At 66.3% G+C, this 12546-nt stretch carries 13 protein-coding genes and 1 pseudogene; 7 read left to right on the top strand and 7 right to left on the bottom strand.

The window, feature by feature from the left end; translation table 11 throughout:
• Positions 1–37: 37 nt before the first annotated feature.
• Positions 38–955 (top strand): transcriptional regulator GcvA, encoded by a 918-nt coding sequence (gcvA, locus tag Amn_RS26415; protein ID WP_067956146.1) that lies wholly within the window; start codon positions 38–40, stop codon positions 953–955.
• Positions 956–1046: 91 nt separating this feature from the next.
• Here gcvA and Amn_RS26410 read toward each other — a convergent pair.
• The 5 genes and pseudogenes from Amn_RS26410 to tsaD all read right to left on the bottom strand — a co-directional run bounded on the left by Amn_RS26410 (position 1047) and on the right by tsaD (position 4558).
• Positions 1047–1647: pseudogene (locus Amn_RS26410) on the bottom strand (class I SAM-dependent methyltransferase).
• Between the two features lie 68 nt (positions 1648–1715).
• The gene (locus tag Amn_RS26405; RefSeq protein ID WP_154386725.1) at positions 1716–2150 is read right to left on the bottom strand and encodes an EVE domain-containing protein; all 435 of its coding nucleotides are present in this window, start codon (positions 2148–2150) and stop codon (positions 1716–1718) included.
• A 22-nt stretch (positions 2151–2172) separates the two neighbouring features.
• Complete coding sequence (locus Amn_RS26400; RefSeq protein ID WP_154386724.1) at positions 2173–2469, bottom strand: YciI-like protein; 297 nt, start codon at positions 2467–2469, stop codon at positions 2173–2175.
• 23 nt (positions 2470–2492) lie between these two features.
• Positions 2493–3476: an NAD(P)H-dependent glycerol-3-phosphate dehydrogenase gene (locus Amn_RS26395; protein ID WP_154386723.1), complete on the bottom strand. Its 984-nt coding sequence runs from the start codon at positions 3474–3476 to the stop codon at positions 2493–2495.
• A complete protein-coding gene (gene tsaD / locus Amn_RS26390; RefSeq protein WP_182574061.1) occupies positions 3473–4558 on the bottom strand; it encodes a tRNA (adenosine(37)-N6)-threonylcarbamoyltransferase complex transferase subunit TsaD in 1086 nt (361 codons plus the stop codon). Before tsaD ends, Amn_RS26395 begins: the two co-directional genes overlap by 4 nt.
• 98 nt (positions 4559–4656) lie before the next feature.
• Between tsaD and hemC the strand changes: the two genes are divergently transcribed.
• From hemC to Amn_RS26360, 6 genes are all read left to right on the top strand, one after another.
• Positions 4657–5586, top strand: a complete 930-nt coding sequence (gene hemC, locus Amn_RS26385; protein WP_154386721.1) for a hydroxymethylbilane synthase — start codon at positions 4657–4659, stop codon at positions 5584–5586.
• The gene (locus Amn_RS26380) at positions 5587–6303 is read left to right on the top strand and encodes a uroporphyrinogen-III synthase (RefSeq protein WP_154386720.1); all 717 of its coding nucleotides are present in this window, start codon (positions 5587–5589) and stop codon (positions 6301–6303) included.
• A gap of 121 nt (positions 6304–6424) precedes the next feature.
• On the top strand, positions 6425–7795 hold the full coding sequence (locus Amn_RS26375; protein WP_154386719.1) for a COG4223 family protein: 1371 nt from the start codon (positions 6425–6427) through the stop codon (positions 7793–7795).
• A gap of 10 nt (positions 7796–7805) precedes the next feature.
• On the top strand, positions 7806–9386 hold the full coding sequence (locus tag Amn_RS26370; protein WP_286293860.1) for a heme biosynthesis protein HemY: 1581 nt from the start codon (positions 7806–7808) through the stop codon (positions 9384–9386).
• Between the two features lie 47 nt (positions 9387–9433).
• Positions 9434–9913: a tellurite resistance TerB family protein gene (locus Amn_RS26365; RefSeq protein WP_263005682.1), complete on the top strand. Its 480-nt coding sequence runs from the start codon at positions 9434–9436 to the stop codon at positions 9911–9913.
• Between the two features lie 6 nt (positions 9914–9919).
• Complete coding sequence (locus Amn_RS26360) at positions 9920–10630, top strand: glutamine amidotransferase (protein WP_067956171.1); 711 nt, start codon at positions 9920–9922, stop codon at positions 10628–10630.
• Between the two features lie 3 nt (positions 10631–10633).
• On the opposite strand, the gene Amn_RS26355 is transcribed toward Amn_RS26360, so the two are convergent.
• Together Amn_RS26355 and Amn_RS26350 are read right to left on the bottom strand one after the other, a co-directional pair.
• A complete protein-coding gene (locus Amn_RS26355) occupies positions 10634–11089 on the bottom strand; it encodes an SgcJ/EcaC family oxidoreductase (protein WP_210252529.1) in 456 nt (151 codons plus the stop codon).
• 151 nt (positions 11090–11240) lie between these two features.
• Positions 11241–12482 carry an MFS transporter gene (locus Amn_RS26350; RefSeq protein ID WP_286293850.1) on the bottom strand — a complete coding sequence of 414 codons (1242 nt, stop codon included), beginning with the start codon at positions 12480–12482 and terminating at the stop codon, positions 11241–11243.
• Positions 12483–12546: the final 64 nt, after the last annotated feature.

Raw genomic sequence — 12546 nt, 5'->3', positions numbered from 1 at the left:
CTTTCTCGACCATCAAACCAAATTTGAAGATCCGGCAATGCGCTTCGTACCTGGGACACGTGCTTTGCGAACGCTGGCGGCCGCAGGCAAGCATCTGAATTTCACCCGCGCCGCCGACGAGCTCGGCCTGACGCCGGCTGCGGTCAGCCACCAGATCAAGGAAATCGAGGACCAGCTCGGCGTCACCTTGTTCACCCGCACCAGTCGGAGCATCAGGCTGACCGAGGCAGGATCGGCGCTGGTCGACGCTTCGGTCGATGCGCTCGACGTGCTCAACCGCGCGGTGTCGCGGGCGCGCAAGCTCAGCCGCGGCACGGCGCTGCTCAAGGTGACGCTCGATGCGCAATTCGCCTCGAAATGGCTGATGCGACGCATCGACGGGTTCCGCAAGCTGCATGCCGACATCGAGCTGCGTTTCGACATCAGCTACGAGGTGCGCGACTTCGACCTCGACGATGTCGATGTGGCGATCCGCTTCGGCATGGGCAAGTATCCCGGCCTGCGCGCCGACCGGCTGTTCGACAACATGATCATCCCGGTGTGCAGCCCGCGGCTCCTGGCATCCGGGCCGCCGCTCAAGGTGCCGCGCGACCTGTTCCACCACACACTGGTGCATATCGAGTGGTCGCAGCAGGGCGTGACCTGGCCGAACTGGCGGATGTGGATGGCAGCTGCCGGCGTCGACGATTTCGACGACAGCCGCGCCATCGTCTTCACCACCTCGTCGGACGCGGTACAGGCGGCGATCGACGGCAGCGTCGTGGCGCTTGCCGATTTCGCCATGGTCGCCAACGACCTGTCGGAGGGGCGGCTGGTCCGGCCATTCGACCTGGGCATCCGGGTGTCGCGTGAGTTCGCCTATTTCCTGGTCTATCCCAAGACGTCGGAGGGCGACCCGCGCATCGGGGCGTTCCGAGACTGGATCATCGAGGAGGCGGCGAAGACGGAGATTTGAGTGCGTCGATTCACGTCATCCCGGAAACCGGAGCGCAGCGTAGGGTTATCCGGACCCGATCGCCCGGGATGACGATCGCAGGGAGCTCGGTTCAGGCAAATCGCCAGACGGTGGTGCGCTTGACCTCGGCGTCCTCGAGGGCGCGGGTGACCGGCACCTCGTAGGTGGCGAGCTTTTGCAGCCGGTCCTTGGGCAGGTAGGAGCGGCCGGGGTCGCCGACGAGCACGTCGGCGCCGCGGGACCGAAGCGCTTCGAACCACGGCACGAGCCGGTCGGCGAAAGGCTTTTCGTAAAAGACGTCGCCGGCGAGGACGACATCCCAGCCGTCGTCGCGCCCGACCTGGTCGGCGCCGAGGAAGCCGACCTCAACGGCATTGGCCTCGGCATTCAGCCGGATCGCCGTCTCGCAGAACGGGTCGATGTCGGCGCCTGTAAGGTTTGCAGCCCCCGCCTTCATCGCAGCGATGGCGACGAGACCCGAGCCGGAGGCAAAGTTCGAGCACGCGCTTGCCGGCAACAGTCTTGGGGTGATCGAGTACGTAGCGCGCCAGACCCTGGCCGCCTGCCCAGGCGAAGGCCCAGAAGGGCGGCGGCAGGCCGATCTCGGACAGCTCTTCCTCGGTACGGTGCCAGAGGTCATGCGCTTCGTCGGCGAGATGGAGCGCGACTTCGGGCACATGCGGCGGCCGCATCAGCGCCGTGTTGGCGCGGATGAAGCTTGCGGCACCCTCTGATGTCAGGCGTGTCGGGGAAGCCGTCGTCACGGCGCCTTGTCGAGCCCGGCCATGCGGCAGACTTCCTGCCACTCGTCAGCGGTCACCGGCTGGACCGACAGGCGCATCGAGGTGACAAGCGCCATCTTTTCGAGCTTCGGATTGGCCTTGACGTCTGCAAGGGTCACCGGCTTGGGGACCGGGCTGTGGTAGCGGATGTCGACGCACTCCCAACGCGGGTCTTCAGTCGTTGTGTCATGATGGGCGAGCGCGCAGACCTCGGCGATGCCGACGACTTCGAGCCCCTCATTGGAGTGGTAGAAAAAGCCGAGGTCGCCGATCTGCATGGCGCGCATGTTGTTGCGGGCGAGGTAGTTGCGCACGCCGTCCCACTGCGTGCCTTCCTTGCCCTTGGCCTTCAGCATCTCGAAGGAGAATTTGAACGGCTCGGATTTGAACAGCCAGTATTTCTTCTCGCTCATCTCGTCCCCTCTTGGCTTGTGGTCAGGCGCTGGCCGGGTTGTTGAAGACCCAGTTCCACGGCCGGATCTGGACGCTCTCGAACAGGCCGGCCTTGGCGTAGGGGTCGGTGCCGGCGACTGCCTGGGCAGCCTCCGCGTCAGCGGCTTCGATGACGACGAGCGAACCATCCGGCTTGCCGTCGGCATCAAGGAAGGGGCCGGCGAATTTCAGCGCGCCCTTGGCGTTGAGGTCGTTGAGGAAGGCGACATGGTCGGGCCGTGCGTCGAGGCGGACCTGGAGATGGTTCGGCTTGTCTTTGCAGATCAGTGCGAAAAGCATGTTGTCCCTCTCGATTTGGACGTTCAGTCGGCTTCGGCGCGCAGCGGGCGGGTCATCAGCCCGGCGACGGCCTCGTTGATGGTAATGGCATTGTCGAGCAGGGCAGCGACCGCCTCGATGATCGGCGCGTCGAGGCCACGCTCACGGGCGATGCGGGCGGCGATGTGGGCAGTGGCGACACCTTCGGCGAGCGGGCGGCCGGCAAGCTCTTCGCCTTTGCCGAGTGCCACGCCATAAGCGAAATTGCGCGATTGCACCGACGAGCAGGTCAGCATCAGGTCGCCGAGGCCGGACAGGCCCATCAGCGTTTCGGGGCGGGCGCCGAAGGCGGCGCCGATGCGGCGCAGTTCGACGAAGCCACGGGTGACCAGCGCTGCCTGGGCCGAGGCGCCGAGACCGGCCCCGGTGACGGCACCGGCGGCGATGGCAAAGACGTTTTTCAGCGCACCGCCGATTTCGACACCGATCAGGTCGTCGCTGGAATAGCAGCGCAGGTTGGCTGCCGAGAAGCGCACCGCCAGAGCCGAGGCCAGCGCCTCGTCTTCGGCAGCGACGACGACGGCGGTGGGGAGTCCACGCGAGACGTCGGTGGCGAAACTCGGGCCGGACAGTGCGGCCACGGGATTGTCGGGCAAGATTGCGCTGGAGATGTCGGACAGCAGGCGGCCGGTGTCGCGCTCGATACCCTTGGCGCAGAGCACCAGCGGAACATCGTCGGCGATATGCGGCTTGACCTCGGTCAGCACGCTGCGCAGGGCCTGTGCCGGGGTGACGACCAGCACGCAATCGGTGCCGGCAAGCGCCTGGGCAAGGTCGGTTGTGGCGGCGATGCCTGTCTCGAAGACGATGCCGGCGAGATAGCGTGGGTTGGTGCCCTTGGCGATCGCCGTGACGCTGTCTGTGTCGCGGGCCCAGAGCGTGACGGCATGGCCGGCGCGCAGCATGGCGAGCGCAAGTGCCGTGCCCCAGGCGCCGCCGCCGAGAACCGTGACCTTGTATGCGCTCATGCCTTGGCTCCCCGCCTGCCGGAACCGACGACCGGGGCTGACACGCTGTCCAGCGGCCAGCGCGAGCGCGGTACAAAATCGAATGCGTTGGGTTCGACGAGATCGGCGCGCAGGCGCTCGATGCCGGCCCAGGCGATCATTGCAGCATTGTCGGTGCACAGCGCCATCGGTGGCGCGATGAAGGCAAAGCCGTTTTTGGCGCAGAGCTTTTCCAGCATGGCGCGGATCTGTTTGTTGGCGGCGACCCCGCCGGCGACGACGAGGGCCGGGGCTGCGGTGTCGGGGAACTCGTCACGGAAGCGGGCCAGCGCGCGCTTGACACGGTCGCCGAGCGTATCAGTGACGGCTGCCTGAAAGGAGGCGCAGATGTCGGCGACGTCCTGGTCGCTGAGGGGTGCCACCGATGTTGCTGCCTGGCGCACCGAGGTCTTGAGGCCGGAGAAGGAGAAATCAGGCTGGGCCGAACCCTTCATCGGGCGCGGGAAGACAAAGCGTGAAGCGTCGCCCGACTGGGCTGCATTTTCGACATTGGGGCCACCTGGATAAGGCAGGGCCAGCATCTTGGCGGTCTTGTCGAAGGCTTCGCCGAGCGCGTCGTCGATGGTGGTCGCCCAGCGCTGATAGTCGCCGACGCCCTTGACCAGGACGATCTGGGTGTGGCCGCCGGAGACGAGCAGCAAGAGGTAGGGAAATGCGAGGCCGTCGGTGAGCCGCGCCGTCAGCGCGTGGCCTTCGAGATGGTTGATGGCGATCAGCGGCTTGCCCACTGAAGCGGCAATCGCCTTGGCCGTCATCAGCCCGACGATCAGCCCGCCGACGAGGCCGGGACCGGCCGTGGCGGCAATGGCGTCGATGTCTTCAAGGGCAACGCCGGAATCCTCGAGCGCCGCCTCGACGATGCCGTCGAGAGCCTCGACATGGGCGCGCGCGGCGATCTCCGGCACGACGCCGCCAAAGGCCGCGTGCTCGTCGATCTGGCTGAATACCGTGTTCGACAGGATGCGCGGCGGCTGCCCGGATTCGAGCGCAACGACGCTGGCCGCGGTTTCGTCGCAGCTTGTCTCGATGCCAAGAACACGGATCAATTGGTCGCTACCCTGCATGATTGCCCGGTGGTAATTTCCTAGATAGGAGGTACGGGACCGCCCCGCCAGCGCGGGGTTATCACGGACCAAGCGCTATGCAAACTAGAGCCTTGAGAATCGGAACCCGCGGCAGCCTGCTGGCGCTCGCCCAGGCGCACGAGACGCGTGCGCGGCTGATGGCAGCGCACGGCCTGCCGGAAGAGGCATTCGAGATCGTGACGATTTCGACCAGCGGCGACCGCATCCAGGACCGGCCACTGTCGCTCGCCGGTGGCAAGGGGCTGTTCACCAAGGAACTGGAAGAGGCGATGTATGCCGACGAGATCGACATCGCCGTGCATTCGTCCAAGGACATGCCGACGCAGCTGCCCGACGGGCTCGAATTGTCGGCGTTCCTGCCGCGCGAGGACCCAAGGGATGCGTTCATCGGCCGCGCGGCACCCAGCATCATGGAACTGCCGCAAGGTGCCGTCGTCGGCTCCTCGTCGCTCAGGCGACAGGCGCTGATCCGACGCATGCGGCCCGACCTCGACGTGGTGATGTTCCGCGGCAACGTGCAGACCCGCCTGAGGAAGCTTGACGAGGGGGTGGCCGAGGGCACGATCCTCGCCAATGCCGGTCTGCGCCGGCTTGGGCTCGAAGAGGTCATCACCGATCTGATGGCGCTCGACGCCTTCCCGCCGGCCCCCGGGCAGGGTGCCATCTGCATCGAGAGCCGCATTGGCGATACTGCTGTCACCAACATGCTCCAGGCGATTGATCACAAGCCGACCGGGCAGGCTCTGGCCTGCGAAAGGGCGTTTCTGGCCGCACTCGACGGCTCTTGCCGCACGCCGATCGCCGGATATGCCGAGATCGACGGCGACAGGCTGTCTTTCGCCGGGCTTATCCTGACCCCGGATGGTACGCTGTGGCACGAGGCCAAGGCCGACGGCCGGGCGGCGGATGCCGCCGAGATCGGCCGGAATGCCGGCGACGAGGTGCGGGCACGGGCCGGCACCACATTCTTCGAGGGATGGAGCTAGATGGCACAGCGGGTGCTGGTGACGAGGCCGGAACCCGGCGCAACCCGCACCGCGCGGCGCCTCGAGGCGCTCGGCTTCGAGCCTGTGCTTTTGCCACTTTCCGAAACGCGACCGCTGCCGGTGGCGCGTGAAAGCGTCCCGTCCGGCGCGACGGCGATCGCGGTGACAAGCGCTAACGCATTGCGACACGCGCCGAGCGGGCTTGTCGAGCGACTGCGGGGCCTGCCCTGTCACGCCGTTGGCGCAAGGACCGCGGAAAGCGCGCGCAAAGCCGGCTTCTACTCCGTCAACGAAGGTCCTGGCGACGCTGCCGCGCTCGCCGACATGATAGCAATCGAACTCGGCAAGGCGACGGTTGTCTATCTGTGCGGCCGGGTACGGATGCCGGACTTCGAACGTCGTCTCGGCATCAACGGGGTGCGGGTGGTGCCGATCGAAACTTATGACACAGTCGCGCTCAATCCGGCCCCTTCCTTCGTGCGCCAGCAGCTTGGCGGGCAACCAATCGACGCCGTGCTCGTTTACTCGGCGCGCGCCGCAGCCGCCTTCGGTTCGCTGATGGAAATGCACGCCGAGGCGGATTTCCTGATGCGCAACGCGCGTTGCCTTTGCCTGTCCGGCCGCATCGCTTCGGCGCTGGTCGGCGGGATCAGGGTCGAGGTCGCGCGCGATCCCAATGAGGATGCGCTGCTGGCGCTTCTCGGCGATCCCGACTGACGGAAAGGCTACTTGCCATCAACCGGCCTTTTTTCGCGGGACGGTGGGTGTTACTGGTTTTTGATCTTCGAACCCGCATCTGCCGCGGGATTTATGCCAACGAAATCGCGGAGCCCCCAGCATGGTCAAGACGCCGAAGACGCGCCATTCGAAGACGCATCGCGATCCGGTGACGATCGAACTGGAGCCGGGCGCGGTGTCGCGCGTAGAAGAGGCCGCCAAGCCTGACGCTGAGACGGAGGCGGTCGCAGCGACGGCCGGCGAAGAAGCCCTGACCTCGGCAGAGACGCCGTCTGAGGAGACGGCGGCGAAGGCAGACAGCGCCTATGCCTCCTATGACTACAGCTTCGAAAACGACAAGCCGGCCGAAACGCCCAAGGCCGAGGCGCCGTCGCGTGCTGCTTCGTCGAGTTCGGCCGGGTCGCGGGCTACAAGTGATGCAGCCTCGGCTGCATCATCGAATCGTCAATCAGCATCCGGGCTGTTGCCGGGCCTGGCCGGCGGCGTGATCGCGCTGTTGGTGGCCGGTGGGCTGCAATATGCCGGCGTGCTGGGTGCGCCGGGTACCGGAACCGGTGACAATGGACAGATGCAGGCCGAAATCGCCTCGTTGAAGTCGCAGCTGGCCGATCTCGGTGCTGCCGCCAATGGCGGTGCGGCGCTGAAGGGTGACGTCGACGGCCTCGCCGCTGCCGTCCAGCAGGTGAAGTCGGACATCGAGGCGCTGAAAGCGACGGCCGGCCAGGCCGGGTCGAATGAGGCCCTTGCCACGCTCGACGGCCGCATCGCGCAGGTTGAAACTGCCGTGGCCTCGCTCAGCCAGAACAACGGCGCTTCGAGCGAGATCGCAGCACTCACCGAGCGCGTCAGCGGCCTTGACGCGGCGCTGAAGTCGGCGGGCGAGGCGGCGACGGTCGATGACGGCAAGATCGCGACGCTGGAGCAGTCCATCTCCGCGCTCACCTCGAAGGTCGACGCACAGGCGTCGCAGCCCAAGATCGCGCTGGCGATCGCCGCTTCGGCGTTGAAGGCGGCTGTCGACCGGGGCGCGGGCTTCGGCGCCGAGCTCGAAACTTTCGCCGCGATTTCCCCGGAGGCGCCGGAACTGGCGGCCCTGAGGGCTCATGCCGAAAAGGGCGTGCCGACACGCGCCGATATCGTGACCGAAACCGATGCGGCGGCGAATGCGATGATCGCTGCAGCCAAGCCGGTCAACGAGGATGCCGGCATCCTCGAACGGCTGGTGTCGAGCGCCGAGCAACTGGTTCAGGTGCGGCCGATCGGGGCGGTCGAGGGCACCGGCGTGCCGGAGACGGTGGCGCGCATGGAGGTGGCGGTCAACCAGGGCGATTTCGCCAAGGCGCTGGCCGAATATGACACGCTGCCCGAGACGGCGAAGGCTGCGGGCGCCGACTTCGTTGCCAAGCTTAAGGCGCGGCTAGATGTCGAAACGCTGGTCGACAAGCTTGTCGCCGGCGCGATGAAGGCATGAGGGACGCCAGATGATCCGTATCCTGTTCTATCTGGCCATCGTTTTTGCGCTCGGGCTGGGCTTTGCCTGGCTGGCCGACCGTCCCGGCGACATGGTCGTGACCTTCAGCGGCTACCAGTACAAGGTCAGCCTGATGGTGGCAGCGGTGGCGATCACCGCGATCGTTGCGGCAACGATGTTGACCTGGTGGCTCACCAAAGCGGTTTGGAATAGCCCTTTCACCATCGCCCGGCATTTTCGCGCCCGCCGGCGCGACCGCGGCTATCAGGCGCTGTCGACCGGCATGATCGCCGCCGGAGCGGGCGACGCCGCACTTGCGCGCAAGAAGAACAAGGAAGCCGCCAAGCTGATCAACTCCGACCAGGAGCCGCTGATCCTGCTGCTTGATGCCCAGGCGTCGCTGCTGGAGGGCGACCACGACACGGCGCGGCAGAAGTTCGAGGCGATGCTGGACGATCCCGAGATGCGGCTGCTCGGCCTGCGCGGGCTCTATCTCGAAGCCGAACGGCTCGGCGACCGGGCCGCTGCACGCCACTATGCCGGCCGCGCCGCCGGCCTTGCGCCGCAGCTCGGCTGGGCGGCGGATTCGACGCTCGAGGAAAAGTGCGAACGCGGCGACTGGGACGGCGCGCTGGCGCTGATCGACGCGCAGAAGTCGACGCGCCAGATCGAGCGCGACGTTGCCAACAACAAGCGCGCGGTGCTTTTGACCGCCAAGGCGATGTCGCTGTTCGAAGGCGATTTCAATGCGGCGCGGACCGCAGCGCTTGAGGCCAATCGGCTGCGGCCCGGTTTCGGTCCGGCGGCTGCAATTGCCGCAAAGGCGCTGTTCCGCCAGAACGACGTGCGCAAGGGCTCGAAGGTGCTGGAGACGGCGTGGAAGGCGGAACCGCTGCCCGACATCGCCGAGCTCTACGTCCATGGTCGCCCAGGCGATGCCGTGCTCGACCGGCTGGCGCGGGCAAAGAAATTGCAATCGCTGAAGCAGAACCATCCGGAATCCTCGCTCGCCGTGGCGCGGGCGGCACTGGAAGCACAGGATTACAAGCTGGCGCGCTCCGAGGCCGAGGCCGCCGCACGGATGCAGCCGCGCGAGGGTGCCTATCTTTTGCTCGCCGACATCGAGGAAGCCCAAGGTGGCGATCAGGGCAAGGTGCGACAGTGGCTGTCGCGGGCCGTGCGCGCGCCGCGCGACCCGGCCTGGGTGGCGGACGGCGTGGTCTCCGAACGCTGGGCGCCGTTCTCACCCGTCACCGGCCGGCTCGATGCTTTCGAATGGAAGGCGCCGGAAGAGCGGCTCGGCCACCTGATCGAGCAGGACGACGAGCCGAACGAGCGGGTGTCGATCCCCAGCATTCCGGCAGCGCAGCCCGCCGGCGACGACATCGTCGACGTGATCGTCGAGGACGAGGTGGCGCAGGAGACTGCGGCAGTGCAGCCCGTGCCCCCGCGCGCGGTGCCGCCGGCGACCGACGGCGCGATCCTGACCGACGAGGATGACATGGCCGAACCGATCCGCTTGCCCGACGACCCCGGCGTCGATCCGGAAGTGGAGCGGGAAAACGCCCAGAAGCGGTTCCGTTTGTTTTGATTTCAGCTCGACCCTAGATCTAGGCTTGGCCCAAACAGGAACCGACGATGTTCGAACGCATGATTTCGTTTCTGAAGGACCTGCCGGCGGCAGGGTCCAAGGCGAGCCGCGAGGACGATCCGCGCGTTGCCGCGGCGGCGCTGATGTACCATGTCATGGACGCCGACGGGGACCGGCAGGACGTCGAATGGGAGCGGGTCAAGCAGTTGCTGAGCCAGAGCTACGGCATTTCGGGCGCCGAGCTCGACCGGCTGGTCAAGGCCGGCGAACAGGCCGACAACGAAGCGATCGATCTCTATGCCTTCACCAGCGTGCTCAAGCGCAGCCTCGACGACCAGGCGCGCAAGGACTTCATCGGCATGATGTGGGAAATCGTCTATGCCGACGGCGAGCTGCATGAGATGGAGGACAACACCATCTGGCGCATCGCCGAACTGATCGGCGTGGAAAGCCGCGACCGCGTCGAGGCCAAGCGCAAGGAGGCTCAGAAGGCGCAGCGCCAGATCGGACCCGAAGCGGACGAGTAGCTGTAAATGCCGGGCAAGGCGCGACCCAAGATCCTGGTGGTGCTGCATCAGGAGCATTCGAGTGCCGGCCGCGTCGGCCATGTGCTGATCGAGAACGGCTTCGAACTCGACATCCGCCGGCCGCCGCTCGGCGATCCCTTGCCCGACACGCTCGACGGGCATGCCGGCGCCGTGGTCTTCGGCGGCCCGATGAGCGCCAACGACCAGGATGAGTTCGTTCGACGCGAGACCGACTGGCTGGCAGTGCCGCTCAAGGAAAACCGTCCGTTCCTCGGCATCTGCCTCGGCGCCCAGATGCTGGTCAATCACCTCGGCGGCAAGGTCGAAGGGCATGGCGAGGGGCTTGTCGAGATCGGCTGGTATCCGATCAAGGCGACCGAGGAAGGCCGCAAGCTGATGCACTGGCCCGAGATGGTCTACCAGTTCCACCGCGAGGGCTTTTCGCTGCCTGGGGATGCCGTGCTGCTGGCGTCGTCGGAGAGTTATCCCAATCAGGCCTTCCGTTATGGCGATAATGCCTGGGGCATCCAGTTCCATGCCGAACTGACGCGCGTGATGATGCAGCGCTGGGTCGTGCGCGGCGCCGAACGCTTCGTCTTGCCAGGCGCCCAGCCCGGCCGCGACCATCTCGGCGGCCGGCTGATCTGGGACATGCATCTCAAGCGCTGGCTCGACGAATTCCTGGTCAGGATCTTCGGCGAACCGGCCAAGGGCTGAGGCTTACTTCTTGCCCTCGCGGGCGTCGATTTCGCTCTGCTGGGTGTCGATTGCCGCTGCCTGCACCTTGGTGTTCTGTCCGGCGCCGACCATCCAGCGTCCGTTCTCCTTGACCAGCACATAGAGCGGCGAACCTTCGAGTTCGCCTTCGATAGGCGTGCCGTCCTTGTGGATCGGGCGCTGGCGGACATTCACCGCGGCCACGTCGGGGCTCAGCATCGTGACATGAGCGACGTCGTAGCGGGCATACTGGTCGCCCAGGTCAGGGGTCAACACCTTGCGGGCGAAGTCGGAGATCTCGGCCTTGTTGCTGAACCGCCGACCAAAGGCGGTGACCCAGACGGCGTCGGGACGGAACAGGGCGAGGAAATCGTCCGCCGAGCGTTCGTTCTGCGAGCGCTCGACTTCGGTGATCAGCTTGTTGATCAAGGCGAGGTCGTTGTCATTCACATTGGACATGGTCATTCCGAACTATTCTGAGGGCTCGCGCAGTGTTCTTCTTGCGGTGATCAGGCGGGGCAAGCATCGCGATCCCCTGACCGATGTAGAAGAATGTATGAATACGTTGCGACGTTTGCAACGCCGGCAAAGCAACCGGGCAATGGAAAGGTCAGACGTGCCGGTCGAGGTGCCTGACCTTGCGCAAGGCAGGGAACGTCCAGGCCCAGATGCCGGCAACGGCAATGGCGCCGATGCCGCCGAAGACGACGGCGGGCGCGGTGCCGATCAGAGCGGCCATGGTGCCGGCGCGGAATTCGCCGAGTTCGTTGGAGGCGCCGACGAAGACGCCGTTGACCGCGTTGACGCGACCACGAACATGGTCGGGCGTCCACAGCTGGATCAGCGTTTCCCTGATGTAGACGCTGACCATGTCGGTGGCGCCGAGCAGCGCAAGTGCCGATATGGAGACCCAGGGGATCGTCGAGATGCCGAAGACCGCCGTGGCGACGCCGAACAGCGCCACGAAGACGAACATGACCTTGCCGGCATGGTCGCGGATCGGGTGCCCGGCGAGCCAGACGGCGACGATGATGGCGCCGACGCCGGGGGCGGCGCGGAGCAGGCCGAGGCCCCACGGCCCAAGGTCGAGAATGTCGCGCGCATAGACCGGCAGCAACGCCACGGCGCCGGACAGCAGCACGGCGAAGAGGTCGAGCGAGATGGCGCCGAGCACGACCTTTTCGCCCCAGATGTAGCGGAAGCCGGCGAACAGCGTCTCGACCGACGGCTTGTCGGTCTCGCTGCGCTGGACCGGCTTGGGGATGGAGAAGATCAGAGCCGTCGATGCCAGCATCAGGACGGCGGCGGCACCATAGGCGATCTCGGGCGACAGGCCATAGAGCAGGCCGCCGGCGACCGGGCCGACGATCGTCGCGGTCTGCCAGGCCGACGAGTTCCAGGCGACCGCGTTGGCGAAGTCCTCTGATGGCACGAGGTTGGCGACCAACGACGCCGAGGCCGGACCGAAGAAGGCACGCGCAATGCCGAAAACGACGAGCACGGCGAAGATCGGCAACGGGCTTGCAAGGCCGTGGTAGGTCAGCGCCAGCAGTGCCGCCGCACAGGCGGCCTCGACCAGGGCGGACAGGCCCATGATCAGCCTGCGGCCGAAACGGTCGGCCACGACGCCGGTGACAAGGACGAGCAGCAACGCTGGGGCAAACTGGATGATGCCGACGAGGCCGAGGTCGAAAGGGTCGCGTGTCAGGTCATAGACCTGCCAGCCGACGCCGACCGAGATGATCTGCGTCGAAAAGGTACCCAGGAAGCGCGCCACCCAGTAGCGCGAGAACGCGCCATGGCGGAAGGCGGCGAAACGCTGTTCAGGTGCCGTGGCGGTCTGGGATGTCATCGGGGCGGGCGAATGCACCTGTTGCGGCGCCGGTCCGGATCGCGCCAGCCGACACGCGCTGCAT

The organism is Aminobacter sp. Y103A, from assembly GCF_030294925.1.
Classification (GTDB): domain Bacteria; phylum Pseudomonadota; class Alphaproteobacteria; order Rhizobiales; family Rhizobiaceae; genus Aminobacter; species Aminobacter ciceronei.
This window is presented reverse-complemented; position numbering and strand designations above follow the sequence as displayed.

Bases quoted from the DNA above. Each gene is read 5' to 3' on its own strand.
- Amn_RS26400 (WP_154386724.1), bottom strand. From the start codon at position 2,469: ATGCTTTTCGCACTGATCTGCAAAGACAAGCCGAACCATCTCCAGGTC.
- Amn_RS26395 (WP_154386723.1), bottom strand. From the start codon at position 3,476: ATGAGCGCATACAAGGTCACGGTTCTCGGCGGCGGCGCCTGGGGCACG.
- Amn_RS26355 (WP_210252529.1), bottom strand. From the start codon at position 11,089: ATGTCCAATGTGAATGACAACGACCTCGCCTTGATCAACAAGCTGATC.
- Amn_RS26405 (WP_154386725.1), bottom strand. From the start codon at position 2,150: ATGAGCGAGAAGAAATACTGGCTGTTCAAATCCGAGCCGTTCAAATTC.
- Amn_RS26350 (WP_286293850.1), bottom strand. From the start codon at position 12,482: ATGACATCCCAGACCGCCACGGCACCTGAACAGCGTTTCGCCGCCTTC.
- Amn_RS26380 (WP_154386720.1), top strand. From the start codon at position 5,587: ATGGCACAGCGGGTGCTGGTGACGAGGCCGGAACCCGGCGCAACCCGC.
- Amn_RS26360 (WP_067956171.1), top strand. From the start codon at position 9,920: ATGCCGGGCAAGGCGCGACCCAAGATCCTGGTGGTGCTGCATCAGGAG.
- Amn_RS26370 (WP_286293860.1), top strand. From the start codon at position 7,806: ATGATCCGTATCCTGTTCTATCTGGCCATCGTTTTTGCGCTCGGGCTG.
- Amn_RS26365 (WP_263005682.1), top strand. From the start codon at position 9,434: ATGTTCGAACGCATGATTTCGTTTCTGAAGGACCTGCCGGCGGCAGGG.
- Amn_RS26375 (WP_154386719.1), top strand. From the start codon at position 6,425: ATGGTCAAGACGCCGAAGACGCGCCATTCGAAGACGCATCGCGATCCG.
- gcvA (WP_067956146.1), top strand. From the start codon at position 38: ATGCGCTTCGTACCTGGGACACGTGCTTTGCGAACGCTGGCGGCCGCA.
- hemC (WP_154386721.1), top strand. From the start codon at position 4,657: ATGCAAACTAGAGCCTTGAGAATCGGAACCCGCGGCAGCCTGCTGGCG.